The sequence below is a fragment of the Streptomyces endophytica genome (assembly GCF_026153355.1).
GTDB classification, from domain to species: domain Bacteria; phylum Actinomycetota; class Actinomycetes; order Streptomycetales; family Streptomycetaceae; genus Streptomyces; species Streptomyces endophytica.
Genome location: NZ_CP110636.1, coordinates 5,684,084 through 5,699,622 on the forward strand (window position 1 = coordinate 5,684,084; position 15,539 = coordinate 5,699,622).

Here is a 15,539-nt window from a genome sequence, read left to right on the forward strand (position 1 = left end):
GACTCCTCAGAGAGAGGCGTATCCGTCATGCGCATACTCCGAGTCGTGCCCGTCTCCGCCCTCGTCGCCGTGCTCGCCGCGGCGGTTTCGGGGTGCGGTGGCGGGACGAGCCCAGGTGGCGGGGGCAGTAACGATTCCCCGACGACGCTGACGTACTGGGCGTCCAATCAGGGGCCGAACGTCGAGGCGGACAAGAAGGTGCTGGGGCCGGAGCTGAAGAAGTTCGAGCGGCAGACGGGGATCAAGGTGAAGCTGGAGGTCATTCCCTGGCCCGATCTGCTGAACCGGATCCTGGCGGCCACCACGTCGGGCCAGGGCCCGGACGTGCTCAACATCGGCAATACCTGGTCGGCGTCGTTGCAGGCCACCGGCGCGCTGCTGCCGTGGGACGCGAAGAACTTCGCGGCGATCGGCGGGCGGGACCGGTTCGCCGCACCGGCGTTGGCCGCGACGGGTGCGGCGGGCAAGGATCCGGCCGCGGTGCCGCTGTACTCGCTGACGTACGCGCTCTACTACAACAAGCGGATGTTCCAGGAGGCCGGGATCAGCAAACCCCCGGCCACCTGGGGTGAGTTGGTGGCGGCGGGCAAGAAGGTGTCGAGGGACGGCAGGTGGGGGCTGGGGGCCGAGGGCGGGCAGCTGGCCAACAACATCCACCAGGCGTTCGTGCTCGGCAAGCAGCACGGTGCGGACTTCTTCGACGCGGCCGGAAAGCCGGCGTTCACCTCGGACGGTGCGGTCGCGGCGGTCAAGCAGTACGTCGACTTCATGGCCAAGGACAGGATCATCGCGCCGGGGAACGCCGAGTACGGCCAGAACCAGTCGTTGCGGGACTTCGCGAACGGCCGGACCGCGATGGTGCTGTGGCAGGCCGCGGCGACGACGTTCGCGGCGGACGGGATGAAGCCGTCGGACTGGGGCGTCGTGCCGGTGCCGGTGCCGTCCGGCCGCCCGGGAGCCGGCCGGCAGACCAACTCGATGCTCGCCGGGATCAACGTCGCGGTCTTCAAGAACACTCACAACCTCAATGGCGCCCGGAAGTTCGTGAAGTTCCTGACGAGCGACGCCGAGCAGCGGCTGCTGAACAAGACGTACGGGTCGATCCCGCCGGTCAAGGCCGCCCAGCGGGACCCGGCGTTCGACCGGCAGGACACCAGGGTGCTGCGGGAGACGCTCACCAGGAGCGCCGCGCCGCTGCCGCAGATCCCGGACGAGGCGCAGTTCGAGACGTCGGTGGGTACGGCGATCAAGGACCTGTTCGCCGATGCGGCGGCCGGGCATCCGGTGACCACGGCGTCGGTGCGGGCCCGGCTGGCCGCGGCCGCGCAGCAGATGGCGAAGTGAGGGACCGCGGTGGTGCGTTTCGCCCGGCTGCGCCGTGCCGGCCTGCCGTATCTGCTGTTGCTGCCCGCGCTGGTCGTGGAGGTGCTGGTCCATCTCGTGCCGATGGTGATCGGCGTCGTGATGAGTTTCCGGGAGCTGACCCAGTTCTTCCTCGGCAACTGGGGTGCGGCGCCCTGGAAGGGGCTGGGCAACTACCGGGTGGCGGTGGACCTGAACGCTCCGGTGGGTGCCGCGTTGCTGCACTCGTTCTGGGTGACGTGCGTGTTCAGTGTGCTGGCGGTGGGATTGTGCTGGCTGCTCGGGACCGGGGCGGCGGTCTTCCTGCAGGAGAACTTCCGCGGGCGGGGTCTGCTGCGGGCGGTGTTCCTCGTCCCGTACGCCCTGCCGGTCTACGCCGCGGTGATCACCTGGGCGTTCCTGTTCCAGCGGGACAGCGGCCTGGTGAATCACGTGCTGCACGACCAGTTGCACCTCACCGGTGACCGGCCGTTCTGGCTGCTGGGCGACAACAGCTTCGTGGCGCTGCTGGTGGTCGCCGTGTGGAAGACCTGGCCGTTCGCGTTCCTGGTGGTGATGGCGGCGTTGCAGAACGTCCGAAGGACCTGTACGAGGCGGCGGCGCTGGACGGGGCGGGGATGCTGCGGCAGTTGTGGCGGATCACGCTGCCGTCGCTGCGGCCGGTCAACCAGGTGCTGGTGCTGGTGCTGTTCCTGTGGACGTTCAACGATTTCAATACGCCGTACGTGCTGTTCGGGAAGGCCGCGCCGGAGGCCGCGGATCTGCTGTCCGTGCACATCTACCAGTCGTCGTTCGCCACCTGGAACTTCGGTACGGGCTCGGCGATGTCCGTGCTGTTGCTGCTGTTCCTGCTGGTGGTGACGGCCGGCTATCTGCTGGTGACGTCCCGCGGAAGGAAGTACGCCGATGGCTGAGACCGCTGCCCGCGCGCCCCGCCCGGCCGTCCGTGCGCCGCGCCCGCCGGCCCGCCGGCGCTCCCCGGTGCGGCGCAGGGCCTCGCCCACCGCGCCGCCCGGTCGTTCCGCTGGACCCGGCGGATCTTCCTGACCGCGCTGACCGGCTTCGTCCTGCTGCCGGTGTACGTCATGCTGAGCAGTTCGCTGAAGCCGCTGCGGGACGTGTCGGGTGTGTTCCGGTGGCTGCCGAGCGAGCTGACCGTCCGGCCGTACCTCGACATCTGGCGGACCGTGCCGCTGGCGCACTACTTCGTGAACTCGCTGATCGTGGCGGGGTCGGCGACGGTCTGCTCGGTGGTGATCGCGGTGTTCGCGGCGTATGCGGTCAGCCGGTACCGGTTCCGCGGCCGGCGGGTGTTCACGGTGACGGTGCTGTCCACGCAGATGTTCCCCGGCATCCTCTTCCTGCTGCCGTTGTTCCTGCTCTACGTCAACCTCGGGAACGCCACCGGTGTGGCGCTCTACGGTTCCCGGGGCGGGCTGGTGCTGACCTATCTGACGTTCTCGCTGCCGTTCTCGATCTGGATGCTGACCGGGTATTTCGCGTCGGTGCCGCGGGAGCTGGACGAGGCGGCGTACGTGGACGGCTGCGGGGCGCTGGGGGCGCTGTTGCGGGTGGTGGTGCCGGCGGCGGTGCCGGGGATCGTGGCGGTGGGGGTGTACGCGTTCATGACGGCGTGGGGCGAGGTGCTGTTCGCCTCGGTGATGACGAACGACACCACCCGCACACTGTCGGTCGGGTTGCAGGGGTACGCCACGCAGAACGACGTGTACTGGAATCAGGTCATGGCCGCGTCGCTGGTGGTCAGCGTGCCGGTGGTGGCGGGGTTCCTGCTGTTGCAGCGCTATCTGGTCGCCGGGCTGACCGCCGGGGCCGTCAAATGACCCGTGCCGAGAGGCCCTCCGTCGAGAGGAACGCCGTGACCGAACGGATCGATTTCGCCGCCCTGCCGGACGACTTCGTCTGGGGCGTGGCCACGTCGGCCTATCAGATCGAGGGGGCGGTCGAGGAGGACGGCCGGGCGCCGTCCATCTGGGACACGTTCTCGCGCGTGCCGGGGCGGATCGCGGGTGGTGACACCGGGGAGGTGGCCTGCGACCACTATCACCGCTGGCGTGCGGACATCGGCCTGATGCGTCAACTGGGCGTCGGCGGCTACCGGTTCTCGCTGGCGTGGCCGCGGATCGTGCCGCGGGGTGACGGCCGGGTCAACGCGGCGGGCCTGGACTTCTACGACCGGCTGGTGGACGGCCTGCTGGCGGCGGGCATCACCCCGTCCGCCACCTTGTACCACTGGGATCTGCCGCAGGCCCTGCAGGACCGTGGTGGCTGGCCGGTGCGGGAGACCGCGGAGCGGCTGGCGGAGTACGCGTCGGTGGTGGCCGGTCGGCTGGGCGACCGGGTCCGTCACTGGGCCACCCTCAACGAGCCGCTGTGCTCGGCGTGGATCGGGCATCTCGAAGGCCTGATGGCGCCCGGGGTCACGGACCGCACGGCGGCGGTGCGGGCCTCGTACCACCTGCTGCTCGGTCACGGGCTGGCCGTGCAGGCGATCCGTGCCGAGGCGCCGGACGCCGAGGTGGGCATCGTGAACAACCTCAGTACCGTCGAGCCGGCCACCGGGTCGGAGGCCGATGCGGCGGCGGCGCGGCGGATGGACGGGCACACCAACCGCTGGTGGCTGGATCCGGTGCACGGCCGCGGTTTCCCGGCGGACATGCGGGAGGTGTACGGCGTCGACCTGCCGGAGCGGGCCGGCGATCCGGAGGTCATCGCGCAGCCGCTGGACTGGCTGGGGCTGAACTACTACTTCCCGGCCGTGGTGGCCGCCGACCCGGGCGGCCCACCGCCGTACGCCCGCCCGGTGCGCCGGCCGCATGTGCCGCGTACGGGGATGGGCTGGGAGATCGACGCCGGCGGCATCGAGGCCCTGCTGCTGCGGCTGACCAGGGAGTACGCGGCGCCGAGGATCTACGTCACGGAGAACGGCGCCGCGTATCCGGACGTGGTCCGGCCGGACGGGACGGTGCGGGATCCGGAGCGCACCGCGTATCTGCACGGGCATCTGGCGGCCTGTGCCCGGGCCGCCCGGCAGGGTGCGCCGCTCGCCGGGTATTTCGCCTGGTCCCTGCTGGACAACTTCGAGTGGGCCTACGGCTACGGCAAGCGGTTCGGCCTGTTCCACGTCGACTACGCGACCCAGGCCCGCACCCTGAAGGACAGCGGCCGGCACTACGCGGGGCTGATCCGCCGGCACCGTCCTACTCGATGACCAGCTCGACCGCGATGTTGCCGCGGGTGGCCTTGGAGTAGGGGCAGAACTCGTGGGTGGCCTCGACCAGCCGGCGCCCGGTCTCGCCCGCCAGGGCGTCCGGCAGCTCCACCCGCATGACGACGCCGAGGCCGAAGCCCTCGCCGTCCTTGCCGAGGGAGACCTCGGCGGTGACCGAGACGTCCTTGGTGTCGAGCTTCATCCGGCGGGCGACATTGCTCATCGCGCTGGCGAAGCAGGCCGCGTAGCCGGCGGCGAAGAGCTGCTCCGGGTTGGTGCCGGCGCCGTTGCCGCCGAGCTCGGGCGGCAGGGCCAGGGCGAGGTCGATGGTGCCGTCGGAGCTGACGGCCCGGCCCTCGCGGCCGTTGGCGGTGGCGACGGCGGTGTACAGCGCGTCCATGAGGTGTCCCTTCACCTGCGGGGCGGCCGCTTCCCGGCCGTCCGACGGGCTCCACTCTCGCAGAGATTTAAATTGCGCGCAACTCGATTGTGCACAACTTAAATGCCTGCCCGGCTAACCTGGAGCCATGACCACGCTTCCGCCGGACGCCGAACTGCTCCGCCTCGACCACCAGGTCTGCTTCTCCCTGCACGCCGCCTCCCGGGCGTTCGGCGGCGTCTACCGGGACGCCCTGAAGGACCTGGGCCTCACCTACCCCCAGTACCTGGTCATGCTGGTCCTCTGGGAGCACGGCGCACAGCCGGTCAAGGCCATCGGCGAGCGGCTCCGGCTGGACTCCGGCACCCTCTCCCCGCTGCTCAAGCGCCTGGAGACGGCCGGTCTGGTGCACCGCGAGCGCAGCACCGAGGACGAGCGGTCGGTCACCGTCCACCTGACCCCGGCGGGCGACGAGCTGCGCGAGGCGGCCCTGCCGGTCCCCCGCCGGATGCTCGCCGCCACCGGCCTGACCGTCGAGGAACTGCGCACGCTGCGGGGCCTGTTGAGCCGGGTGACCGGCGCACTCGACGCGTCCTGAGGCCCCGGCGCGCCGCGGCCGGCCGGACGGCGTTCCCGGACCCCCGGCGCCCTCATCACCCCATTGAGTTACCAGGGTTGGGGGCTCAACAGGACGAAGGCGTATAAAGAGTGGCCAAACCGCCGGGCCACCGGCGAGACCCGTCCATGACGCGGTGGGCGGCACGCCAACAAGCGGAGGAACGCCACGTGAATGCGGCAGAAGTTGTCCACGCCCCGCCGGTCCAGGGATGTCCCACCCAGCGTTGTGCGGTCACGGCGTGACGGCCCGCCGGCAGCCGTTCTCCGCGGCGGTGACGGGCCTGGGCATGGTGACCGCGGCGGGCGCCACCGCGAAGGCCACCTGGCACTCGGTCACCCAGGACACCGGGCCCAGCGGGGTGCACCCGCACCCCGAACTCGCCGATCTGCCCTGTGACTTCATGTACACCTCCGACCTGGACACCACCGAGCAGCTCGGCGTGGCGGCCCAGCGGCTGATGGACCGCTTCGCGCAGCTCGCGGTGGTCGCGGCCCGCGAGGCGATCGCGGACGCCGGCCTGGACCCGGAGACCTGGGACAGCACCCGGGTCGCGGTGGTCATCGGCTCCGCGCACGGCGGTCTGCCCTTCTACGACCAGCAGTGCGCGGCGATGGCCGAGCGCGGCGCCCGCCGGGTCTCCCCCAAGCTCGCCCCGCTGACCGTGGTCAACGGCGCCGCCAGCAGCGTCTGCATGGACCTCGGGTGCGCGGCCCCAGTCTGGGCGTGGCGACGGCCTGCTCCTCCGGGACCGTCGCCGTGGGCACCGCGCATCAGCTGCTGCGTACCGGGGCCTGCGACATCGCCATCGCCGGCGGCGCCGAGTCGCCGATCTCCCGGCTGCTGATCGCCAGCGCCTGCCGGATGAAGGCGGTGTCGACCCGGCGGGAGGACCCGGCCGCGGCCTGCCGGCCGTTCGACGTCGCCCGGGACGGTTTCGTGGTCGGTGAGGGTGCCGGCCTGCTCGTCCTGGAGCGACCGGAGCACGCCGCGGCCCGCCGGGCGCCGGTCCGGGCGTACGTCAGCGGTTACGGGGCCTCCAGCGACGCCTATGCCGCGGTCGCCCCGGACCCCGAGGGCAAGGGCATCGAGCAGGCGCTGCGCACCGCGATGGCCGACGCGGGGGTGCGGCCCGCCGACGTCGGACACGTCAATGCGCACGGCACGTCGACGGTGGTCAACGACCTGATCGAGGCCACCATGCTGCGGCGGGTGATCGGCGATCATCCGCTGGTCACGTCCACGAAGGCGATGACCGGTCACACGCTGGGGGCGGCCGGCGGTATCGAGACCGCGCTCGCCGTGCTCGCGCTGGAGGAGCAGCTGGTGCCGCCGACCGCGAACCTCGACGTGCCCGATCCGCAGCTGCCGCTGGAGATCGTGCGGCAGGAGCCGCGGCGGGCGTCCTTCGACTGCGCGGTCAAGACGTCGCTCGGCTTCGGCGGGCACAACGCCGCCCTCGTGCTGACCCGCTAGGCAGCGGCGATGCACGAGGAGACGGTCCGGTCACTGTCGGTGCACGGGGTGGGCTTCGCCTACCGGCGGCTGCGCGCCCCGGCACCGGTCACCGAGCCGGTCGTGGTGCTGGGCGGTGCGCTGCAGGGCATGTTCGGCTGGCCGCAGATGGAGGACCGGCTGGGTCCGCTGGCGGACGTGGTGACCGCCGATCTGCCCGGGATGGGCGACGCCGGGCCGCTGCCGCCGGGGCCGGCCCACGGTCTGCTGTGTGCCGCCCTGGAGCGGATCATCGACGATCTGGACGTGCCGCGGATCAACCTCTTCGGCTTCTCCTACGGGGCGGGCCTCGCCTACGGATGCGCCCGGCGGGTGCCCGGGCGGATCGCGCGGCTCGCCCTGGGTGGCGTACCGGCACATCTGTCGGCCGGGCAGCTGGAGCTGTGGCGGCGGGCCGCGGGCCACCTCGCGCGGGGTGACGCCGGCACCTTCGCGACGATGGTCACCGAGGCCCTGATGTGCCTCGACGAGGACCGGTACGTCACCCGGCGGGCCCTGGCGCGGCGGTACGTCCGGCGGTCGATGCTGCACGCGGCGCGGCACTCGCCCCATGCGGCGGACGCGCTGGGCCGCGCGCTCACCGACCGCCCGGACTTCTCCGGTGTGCCGGCCGGGGTGCGCACGCTGGTCTTCAGCGGTGAGCACGACACGGTGACGTCCGCGGAGCGGCAGCGGGCCTTCGCGGCGCGGATTCCCGGCAGCCGTTTCCTGGCCGTACCCGACACGGATCACTGGGTGGTGCTCGAACGGGCCGATGACGTCGCGGAGTTGGCGTCCCGGTTCTTCACCGACGGGCCACTGGAGTGCGCCCCCGCGCTCGTCCCGGTGCCCCGCCCGGTGCCGCCTCCGGCCCGTTCCGCCGCCACCGCAGACCAGCATTCCGTTGCGGTTATATAACCAGAGGCGCATACTCGCGGTATGCCCCTACCGTTCGATGTGCTGGCGGAGCCGAGCCGGCGCAAGATCCTCGACCTGCTGCTGGAGCGCCCGCGACTGGTCGGCGAGCTCACCGCGGAACTCGGCCTGAGCCAGCCCGGCACGTCCAAGCACCTGCGGGTGCTGCGCGAGGCCGGGCTGGTGCAGGTCCGGCAGGACGCTCAGCGCCGCTGGTACGAACTCCGGCCGGAACCGCTCGCGGAGCTGGACGCCTGGCTCGCGCACTACCGGCACCTGTGGGCCGGGAGCCTCGACGCCCTGGAACGGCACCTCGACGCCATGGAGGACGACCCCCGATGAATCCGCACTCCGACAGCCTCACCACCGAGGACGGCCGCCCCGCACTGCGCATGGAGCGCCGGCTCGGCCATCCGCCCGAGAAGGTCTGGGCGGCACTCACCGACCCGGCGCAGCTCGGACGGTGGTTCCCCTCCCAGGTCGCCGTCGAGCTCCGGCCCGGCGGGGCGATGACCTTCACCATGCCCGGTGTGACCGGGATCGCCATGACCGGCACCGTCACCGACGCCGAGCCGCCCCGACTCTTCGCGTTCACCTGGGGAGAGGACCATCTGCGCTGGGAGATCACGCCGGACGGGGACGGCTCGCTGCTGACCTTGACCCACACCTTCGGCGACCGGTTCGGCGGCGCCAGCTTCGCCTCCGGCTGGCACCTGTGCCTGACCGCGCTCTCCCAGCTGCTCGACGGCCGGGCCCCGGCGGTGGACCGGGACACCGGCGAGCTGCACGAGGCGTACCTGGAGCAGTTCGGGCTCGGGGCCGGCGAGGTCGAGGACACACCGGACGGTCCGCGGATCCGCTTCGAGCGCCAGCTGGTGCGGCCCGCCGAGGCGGTGTGGGCGGCGCTGACCGGGGGCGCGGAGCCGGAGGTGGGGGCGCCGGTGCCAGCGGGCTTCACCGCTCCCCCGGTGCCGGGCGGACCGGTCACCGAGGTGAGCGCCCCCACACTCCTCGCCTACCGCTGGCACCCGGAGGGGACCGTCCGCTGGGAACTGGGAAAGGGCACCGGCCACGGCGCCCGGCTCGTACTCACCCAGACCGGCCCGCGGGACGTCGATCCGGGGCCCGCACTGGAGGCGTGGCACGCCAGGATCGAAAGGCTGGCGGCCCGGCTGCTGGCGGATTGAGCGGGCCTGCCCCACGTTTTCGCGGGCCTGCCCCAGGCTGTTCCCCGGACTTGTTGCCGGCGGCACGGGAAAGCGCCCCCTGCGGACTTCGCAGGGGGCGCTTTCTCCTTTGCGCAGGGGCATGCGGGCCGGGCCGCAAGGGTGTGAGCCGGGTAACTCCGGCGGGGGTCCACAGCGGGGTGCGGGGGCGGTTCCGGGTGATGCCGGGCACGCGACGTACGTCACGTACGACCATTCCTAGTCGAGTGCCGCAGGCGAAGTAACACCTGCAATTCGGGGGGAATCGGGAATTTATATCGGACATCTCTCCTCAAGTCACGAAGAGAGGTAGTACAACACCTCTTTGCCACCCTCCAGGGCGGGCGCTAACCATGTTCCGGGTAGCACCGAGAACGTCTGCGAACTCAGCCGGAGCGGCGAGCGCGGGCAACGACCCTCGGTCCTCACGCGCCAACCGAAGGCCGCCTCCCCCGCCACCAAGCTCTGGAAGAGGTCACATCCGTATGCCCAGCTTCACCCTGCCCCGCGCCGTCCGGAACGTCCGCATCACCCGCACCCACAGGGCTTCCGCGGCGCTGGTGGCCACCGCGAGCTGCGCCGCCGCGCTGGCGTTCACCGCCGCGCCGAGCGATGCCGCGACGCCGTCCGCGCACGCACCGGCCGCGGTCAAGCCGGTCAGCGCCAACGGAATGCCGCTGACCGCCAAGGACCGTGCCGACGACGGCAAGAAGGACCAGGTCGTGGCGTCGTCCGTCGCCGCCGGCCTGAAGGTCACCGCCGTCGAGAAGCAGGGGCACACGGCCAAGGACGCCGCCAGCCGTTCCGTCGAGCGCAAGGCGCTGACCCAGGCGCCGAAGGCCGCCCCCAAGGCCAAGCCGAAGGTCGCCCCCAAGCGCTACGCGAACAACCTCGACGGCTGGATCCGCCAGTCGCTCGACATCATGCACGCCAAGGGCATCCCGGGCTCCTACGAAGGCCTGCACCGCAACATCATGCGCGAGTCCAGCGGCAACCCCAACGCCGTCAACGACTGGGACATCAACGCCATCAACGGCATCCCCTCCAAGGGCCTGCTCCAGGTGATCCAGCCCACCTTCGACCGCTACCACGTCGCCGGCACGGCCAACAAGCTCACCGACCCGGTGGCCAACATCACCGCCGCCGCCAACTACGCGGCCGACCGCTACGGCTCGATCGACAACGTCAACTCGGCCTACTGAGCCGCCAGTAGCACCTCCACGGCACGTGGCCCTGCCCGCATCGCGCGGGTGGGGCCACTGCCGTTTCCGGCCTTCCGGCCGGGCCGTCAGTAGCGGCCATGGCGGGCCGGGCCGGCGCCGCCGAAGAGCGCGTCGAGCACGTCGCCGGCGAAGCGAAGTCCCGCCTCTTCCCTGGGAGAGAGGTGGTGGTGGTCGTCGACGGGCGCCGCGGCCGCGGACCCCGCGGCCAGGACGCCGGTCATGAGAAGGCCGGTGACGACGACGGCAATACGACGGAACATGAGGACATCCCTACGGTGAGTGACGACTGTGTGGGTGTCACTGTCAGGGAGCCGGGGCCGCGCCGTCATGCGACAGTCCGGGCCGCTGCTGCGAACGGCCCAGCGGCACCGCCGTATTGCCGTAGCCGGGGCGTCACCAACGGCCCAGCCGGCGCCGTATCGCGGGGCACACCGGCCGGCAATGCACAGCGGTGTGCCGCACGTGAATTGGCGCACAAATGCCGCCCTTTTGGGCTCAGCAGCAGTGCCCCGCACCACATTTATCGAATCCCGCTGGCCCACAACGGGCAGCCGGGCGGATGAATCGGCCCCGGCCGGTGCATGAAACGGGGCCGACGGGCGGTAATTGCGCTGTGAGCCAGGCAACTTAAGCACCCCGATAACGCGGGCTTTCCGGCCGCTTCCAGGTGACCCGCGGCACGCGATGTACGTCACTTACGACCATGCCTAGTCGATGGAAGCCGCCGCTATTCCAGGTCAACGCGGTGGGAATCGCTCATTACTTCAGAGAGCCGGGATTTCTCACGAAGATGGGTAGTACAGAGCACCATTGCCTCGATTCCGGACCGTCGCTAAACATGGATTCCGACGCGCCGAGAGCGAGTCGCGGTGAACGCCCCAAGGGCGAACGCGGCAAAGACCTCCGATGCGCAACGCGCCGCCAAAGAAGGCCGCTCCCCGATCCCGTACCTGGAAGAGGTCACCCTGCATGCCCAGCTTCACCCTGCCCCGCGCTGTCCGTATGACCCGCATCACCCGTACCCACAAGGTCGCCGTGGCCGTTCTGGCCGCCGCGGGTGCCACCTCGGGTCTGGCGCTCACCTCCGCCCCGGACACCGCACAGGCTGCGTCTGAGCACGCTCCGGCCGCGGTCAAGCCCGTCAGCGCCAACGGCCTGCCGGCCAAGAAGGCCGACGACGCCAAGACCGGCCGCCCGGTGACCGCCTCGGTCGCCGACCACATCAAGGTGACCGCCGTCGCCAAGCAGCACACCGCCCAGCAGGCCGCCAACCGCTCCGCCGAGCGCAAGGCCGTGAAGAGCTACCCGAACAACCTCGACGGCTGGATCCGCCAGGCGCTCGACATCATGCACGCCAAGGGCATCCCGGGCTCCTACGAGGGCCTGCACCGCAACATCATGCGCGAGTCCAGCGGCAACCCCAACGCCGTCAACGACTGGGACATCAACGCCATCAACGGCATCCCCTCCAAGGGCCTGCTCCAGGTGATCCAGCCCACCTTCGACCGCTACCACGTCGCCGGCACGGCCAACAAGCTCACCGACCCGGTCGCCAACATCACCGCCGCCGCCAACTACGCGGCCGACCGCTACGGCTCGATCGACAACGTCAACTCGGCCTACTGAGCCGACGGCGCGGAGCCGTCGCCGGCGGAACCGCCGGCACCACCGGACCACCAGGTCACGGGAGAGACGGATCACAAACGCGGGCCCGACCGGCTCGTCATGAGGAGCAGCTTGCGAAGCGGCGGAATGGCGCGTTCGCCGCTGCGCGCGGAGCGGGCCCCGGCACAGCCGGGGCCCGCTTCGTTCCGTCCGGGGCCCGCTTCGTTCCCTCCGGGTACCCGCTCCGTTCCGTCCGGGGACCGGCCCGGACGCCGAGGGTGACCGTGCCTGCCCGCCGGACGGGTGAGATGCGGGGCCGGTCGGCGGACTGACGGCCTGTTGCGTCATAGAGTCAGGCAGTTCTGCGTATAAGTCTCTTATCGGCAGAATTCTGCTCAAATCCTGCCGTACCTGACTCAACCGAAGGCCTCGGAGGCATGCGATGCCCTTGCGCAGATCCGGTCCGGCCCGCCGTAAAGTCGCCACGGCCGGAACGCTCGTTACTCTCCTCTCCGTGCTCGCAGTGCCCGGATCGGCCACGGCGACCGATGCCGCGAAGCGCCCCGCCCACCCCGACGAGGACTGGATGGGCTCCACCATCGCGCTCCACGAGGGCGGCGACCGGGCCGGCGGCATCGAGCCGCGGGCGTCGTACGGCAGGAGGGCGGTGGCCGGGGTCGACGTCTCCAGCCACAACCACCACGTCGGCTGGTCGCACCTGCGCAGGTCAGGGGTGCGCTTCGCGTATGTCAAGGCCACCGAGGGGACGAATTACACCAACCCGTACTTCGCCCAGCAGTATCGGGGCTCCTACCACGCGGGGATGATCCACGGCGCCTACCACTTCGCCCTGCCCGACCATTCCAGCGGCGCCACCCAGGCGCGCTATTTCACCCACCACGGCGGCGACTGGTCCCGGGACGGCAGGACGCTGCCCGGCGCGCTCGACATGGAGTACAACCCCTACGGCGCAACCTGCTACGGCAAGAGCGCCAGGGCGATGGTCAGCTGGATCCACGACTTCGCGCGCACCTACCGCGAGGAGACGGGGCGCGACGCGGTCATCTACACGTCCACGAACTGGTGGAAGCGGTGCACCGGCAATTCCGGGAAGTTCGGCCGGACCAATCCGCTGTGGATCCCGCGCTACGGCTCCTCCGTCGGCACACTGCCGGGTGGCTGGCAGTACCACAGCATCTGGCAGCACACCTCCTCCGGGCACCCGGTCGGTGACCGCAACCGCTTCAACGGCCCCTTCAGCCGGCTGAAGGTCCTCGCGTACGGCGAGGACGACGACGACTGACCCTCCCCCACACACCGCTGAACCTTCCGGCCGGTCCCCGGCGCCCCGTGATCGGGCGCCGGGGACCGGCCGCTCGTCGTCCGGCGCCGCACCGGAGCCCGCGCAGCGCACCGCATCGACAACTCGATTCGAACAACGGGGAATTCGCGCGGCGCTACAACCTTTGTGTGCCGCTTCGGGTCCAACACTGCGAAATGACCACGCGACGCACCCACTCGACGGGGGTAATCCCATGAAGCGTTCACGTGCCATCGCAGGATCCGCCGTACTCGCCGTGGCCGGACTTGCCACGATGGCCACGGCGACCACCGCCACCGCCGCACCGACCGCCGCCGCGTACAACGGGGCCTGTGGCAGCGGCTACCGTGTGGTGAATTCCGTACCGGTCACCGGAAAGGGGACCGTGTACCTGACGTACAGCGCGAAGACCGGAAAGAACTGTGTCGTGACCGTGCGGAACAGTCCCGGAAAGCCGGTGTACGTCTACACGTATCTCACGGCCACCGACGGCAGTTCCGACTGGGTTTACGACAGCGGGCAATACACCACCTACGCCGGTCCGGTGTACCTCCCGGCGAAGGGCCGGTGCGTGGACTGGGGCGGCGCGATCGAAACGGTGAGTGTCAGCGTTTCGGGCTCCAACTGCGGCCGGATGGCGCCCGGCGTGGTCACCCACCGCCGCTGACCGCGCGGCGCCCGACGGCGGTCCCCGGCAGCCCACCCGGGGACCGCCGTCAGTGCACGCCCAGCGCCCGCAGCGCCGAACGCGCCGCGTTGTGGCCGCACATCCCGTGGGCGCCGGCGCCCGGCGGGGTCGACGCCGAACAGAGGTACACCCCCGGCACCCCTGTGGCGTACGGGTCGAGGGCGATCCGCGGACGCATCGTCAGGGTCAGCGGGGTGTTGGCGCCGCCGATGATGTCGCCGCCCACGAAGTTGGCGTTGCCGCGTTCCAGCTCGGCGGTCGAGGTGGCGGTGAGGCCGAGGATCCGCTCGCGGGTGCCGGGGGCGAATCGCTCGAACTGCGCCAGCATCGCGGCGGTGGCGTCGCCGTCGTAGCCGTGCGGCACATGGGCGTACGCGGAGACCGGGTGGACGTCGCCGGCGGAGCGGCCGGGGTCGGCGAGGTACTGCTGGGAGACCAGGAGGAACGGTCGCTCGGGCATCCGGCCGCGGTGGATCTGCCGCTCGGCGTCCGCGATCTGCGCGAAGCCGCCGCCGAGGTGGACGGTGCCGGCCCGCCGGCAGGCGTCGGCGCGCCAGGGCACCCCGCCCTCGACCGCCAGGTCGAGTTTGAAGGCGGCGGGGCCGTGCCGGTAGCGGGTGTAGGCGCGGCGTACCCGGGACGGCAGCCGATCGCCGATCACGGCGGCCGCGGCGGACGGTGCCAGGTCGAGCAACACCGTTGCGGCGGGCGGTAGTTGACTCAGGGAGCGGATCGTCACACCGGTCTCGATCCGGCCGCCGGCCGCGGTGAGGAGTCCGGCCAGCGCGCGGGCGATGGCCGCGGAGCCGCCCTTCGCGACCGGCCAGCCGAACCGGTGGCCGGCCGCGATGATCATGAGTCCGACGGAGGCGGCGGCCGGCCCGTTCAGCGGCCCGAAGAGGTGCGCCGCCACCCCGCCGTAGAGGCCGCGGGCCTCTTCCGTGCGGAAGCGGCCGGCGAGCGCGGTGGCGGGCTGCAGGGCGCGCAGCCCGAAGCGGGCGAGCCGGACCGGATGCCGGGGCACCCGCAGGAGGGGCTTCATGACGGCGTCGGTGAGCACCTCGGCGTCGGCGGCCGGCGCCCCGAACAGCCGCCGCCACGCCGGACCGTCGGCGCCGAGCCCGTCCGCCGTCCGCGCCAGGGACCGGTACAGCGCCCCCGCGCCACCGGAGTCGACCGGATGGGCGAGGTCGATCTCCGGCCAGCACCACTCCAGCCCGTGTGCCGCGACGTCCAGCGTGCGCAGATACGGCGAGCCGGCGCCCATCACATGCGTCGAGGAGCAGTGGTCGAACAGCAGGCCGGGGGCGAGCAGCTCGCCGCTGCGGACGCCGCCGCCGATCTCGTCGGCGGCCTCGAAGACCGTCACCTTCAGTCCGGCCTGTGCCAGCGTGACCGCCGCGGCCAGCCCGTTCGGTCCGGCGCCCACCACGACCGCCGTGTCTCGTTCCCGTCCCACCCGTTTCGTCATGCCGCCAGCATGCCAAGCAGGGGGCCGGCGG

The 15,539-nt window shown here is 71.4% G+C and carries 14 protein-coding genes and 2 pseudogenes; 13 read left to right on the plus strand and 3 right to left on the minus strand.

Annotation, left to right across the window (positions count from 1 at the left end; genetic code table 11):
* Window positions 1-27: 27 nt before the first annotated feature.
* From OJ254_RS25425 to OJ254_RS25440, 4 genes and pseudogenes are all read left to right on the plus strand, one after another.
* Entirely contained in the window at window positions 28-1,344 is a 1,317-nt protein-coding gene (locus tag OJ254_RS25425) for an ABC transporter substrate-binding protein (protein WP_265364229.1), read from the plus strand.
* Window positions 1,345-1,353: 9 nt separating this feature from the next.
* A pseudogene (locus OJ254_RS25430) lies at window positions 1,354-2,276 on the plus strand (carbohydrate ABC transporter permease).
* A 123-nt stretch (window positions 2,277-2,399) separates the two neighbouring features.
* Window positions 2,400-3,203 carry a carbohydrate ABC transporter permease gene (locus OJ254_RS25435; protein ID WP_265365298.1) on the plus strand — a complete coding sequence of 268 codons (804 nt, stop codon included), beginning with the start codon at window positions 2,400-2,402 and terminating at the stop codon, window positions 3,201-3,203.
* Entirely contained in the window at window positions 3,200-4,591 is a 1,392-nt protein-coding gene (locus OJ254_RS25440; RefSeq protein WP_423835954.1) for a GH1 family beta-glucosidase, read from the plus strand. The genes OJ254_RS25435 and OJ254_RS25440 overlap by 4 nt, the downstream gene beginning before the upstream one ends.
* Here OJ254_RS25440 and OJ254_RS25445 read toward each other — a convergent pair.
* On the minus strand, window positions 4,581-4,991 hold the full coding sequence (locus tag OJ254_RS25445; protein ID WP_265364231.1) for an organic hydroperoxide resistance protein: 411 nt from the start codon (window positions 4,989-4,991) through the stop codon (window positions 4,581-4,583). The genes OJ254_RS25440 and OJ254_RS25445 overlap by 11 nt on opposite strands.
* Window positions 4,992-5,118: 127 nt before the next feature.
* Here OJ254_RS25445 and OJ254_RS25450 point away from each other — a divergent pair, with 127 nt between their 5' ends.
* From OJ254_RS25450 to OJ254_RS25475, 6 genes and pseudogenes are all read left to right on the plus strand, one after another.
* Window positions 5,119-5,568, plus strand: coding sequence for a MarR family winged helix-turn-helix transcriptional regulator (locus OJ254_RS25450; protein ID WP_265364232.1), 450 nt, complete (start codon window positions 5,119-5,121; stop codon window positions 5,566-5,568).
* 229 nt (window positions 5,569-5,797) lie between these two features.
* Window positions 5,798-7,062 (plus strand): annotated as a pseudogene (locus OJ254_RS25455) (beta-ketoacyl-[acyl-carrier-protein] synthase family protein).
* 9 nt (window positions 7,063-7,071) lie between these two features.
* Window positions 7,072-7,998, plus strand: coding sequence for an alpha/beta fold hydrolase (locus OJ254_RS25460; protein ID WP_265364233.1), 927 nt, complete (start codon window positions 7,072-7,074; stop codon window positions 7,996-7,998).
* Window positions 7,999-8,019: 21 nt separating this feature from the next.
* Window positions 8,020-8,337, plus strand: a complete 318-nt coding sequence (locus OJ254_RS25465) for an ArsR/SmtB family transcription factor (protein WP_265364234.1) — start codon at window positions 8,020-8,022, stop codon at window positions 8,335-8,337.
* The gene (locus tag OJ254_RS25470) at window positions 8,334-9,182 is read left to right on the plus strand and encodes an SRPBCC family protein (protein WP_265364235.1); all 849 of its coding nucleotides are present in this window, start codon (window positions 8,334-8,336) and stop codon (window positions 9,180-9,182) included. Before OJ254_RS25465 ends, OJ254_RS25470 begins: the two co-directional genes overlap by 4 nt.
* A gap of 503 nt (window positions 9,183-9,685) precedes the next feature.
* The gene (locus tag OJ254_RS25475; protein ID WP_265364236.1) at window positions 9,686-10,402 is read left to right on the plus strand and encodes a transglycosylase SLT domain-containing protein; all 717 of its coding nucleotides are present in this window, start codon (window positions 9,686-9,688) and stop codon (window positions 10,400-10,402) included.
* An 86-nt stretch (window positions 10,403-10,488) separates the two neighbouring features.
* Here the strand turns inward: OJ254_RS25475 and OJ254_RS25480 are convergent, their stop codons facing one another.
* Complete coding sequence (locus tag OJ254_RS25480; protein WP_265364237.1) at window positions 10,489-10,683, minus strand: hypothetical protein; 195 nt, start codon at window positions 10,681-10,683, stop codon at window positions 10,489-10,491.
* Between the two features lie 709 nt (window positions 10,684-11,392).
* Here OJ254_RS25480 and OJ254_RS25485 point away from each other — a divergent pair.
* The 3 genes from OJ254_RS25485 to OJ254_RS25495 all read left to right on the plus strand — a co-directional run bounded on the left by OJ254_RS25485 (window position 11,393) and on the right by OJ254_RS25495 (window position 14,016).
* Entirely contained in the window at window positions 11,393-12,049 is a 657-nt protein-coding gene (locus OJ254_RS25485) for a transglycosylase SLT domain-containing protein (RefSeq protein ID WP_265364238.1), read from the plus strand.
* Between the two features lie 421 nt (window positions 12,050-12,470).
* Window positions 12,471-13,331 (plus strand): lysozyme, encoded by an 861-nt coding sequence (locus OJ254_RS25490; protein ID WP_265364239.1) that lies wholly within the window; start codon window positions 12,471-12,473, stop codon window positions 13,329-13,331.
* A 232-nt stretch (window positions 13,332-13,563) separates the two neighbouring features.
* Window positions 13,564-14,016: a spore-associated protein A gene (locus OJ254_RS25495; RefSeq protein WP_265364240.1), complete on the plus strand. Its 453-nt coding sequence runs from the start codon at window positions 13,564-13,566 to the stop codon at window positions 14,014-14,016.
* A 49-nt stretch (window positions 14,017-14,065) separates the two neighbouring features.
* On the opposite strand, the gene OJ254_RS25500 is transcribed toward OJ254_RS25495, so the two are convergent.
* On the minus strand, window positions 14,066-15,508 hold the full coding sequence (locus OJ254_RS25500) for a phytoene desaturase family protein (protein ID WP_265364241.1): 1,443 nt from the start codon (window positions 15,506-15,508) through the stop codon (window positions 14,066-14,068).
* Between the last annotated feature and the right edge of the window lie 31 nt (window positions 15,509-15,539).

Coding starts and splice junctions, on each gene's coding strand:
- OJ254_RS25500 (WP_265364241.1), bottom strand. CDS start 15,508: ATGACGAAACGGGTGGGACGGGAACGAGACACGGCGGTCGTGGTGGGC.
- OJ254_RS25480 (WP_265364237.1), bottom strand. CDS start 10,683: ATGTTCCGTCGTATTGCCGTCGTCGTCACCGGCCTTCTCATGACCGGC.
- OJ254_RS25475 (WP_265364236.1), top strand. CDS start 9,686: ATGCCCAGCTTCACCCTGCCCCGCGCCGTCCGGAACGTCCGCATCACC.
- OJ254_RS25490 (WP_265364239.1), top strand. CDS start 12,471: ATGCCCTTGCGCAGATCCGGTCCGGCCCGCCGTAAAGTCGCCACGGCC.
- OJ254_RS25445 (WP_265364231.1), bottom strand. CDS start 4,991: ATGGACGCGCTGTACACCGCCGTCGCCACCGCCAACGGCCGCGAGGGC.
- OJ254_RS25425 (WP_265364229.1), top strand. CDS start 28: ATGCGCATACTCCGAGTCGTGCCCGTCTCCGCCCTCGTCGCCGTGCTC.
- OJ254_RS25465 (WP_265364234.1), top strand. CDS start 8,020: ATGCCCCTACCGTTCGATGTGCTGGCGGAGCCGAGCCGGCGCAAGATC.
- OJ254_RS25450 (WP_265364232.1), top strand. CDS start 5,119: ATGACCACGCTTCCGCCGGACGCCGAACTGCTCCGCCTCGACCACCAG.
- OJ254_RS25495 (WP_265364240.1), top strand. CDS start 13,564: ATGAAGCGTTCACGTGCCATCGCAGGATCCGCCGTACTCGCCGTGGCC.
- OJ254_RS25460 (WP_265364233.1), top strand. CDS start 7,072: ATGCACGAGGAGACGGTCCGGTCACTGTCGGTGCACGGGGTGGGCTTC.
- OJ254_RS25485 (WP_265364238.1), top strand. CDS start 11,393: ATGCCCAGCTTCACCCTGCCCCGCGCTGTCCGTATGACCCGCATCACC.
- OJ254_RS25440 (WP_423835954.1), top strand. CDS start 3,200: ATGACCCGTGCCGAGAGGCCCTCCGTCGAGAGGAACGCCGTGACCGAA.
- OJ254_RS25470 (WP_265364235.1), top strand. CDS start 8,334: ATGAATCCGCACTCCGACAGCCTCACCACCGAGGACGGCCGCCCCGCA.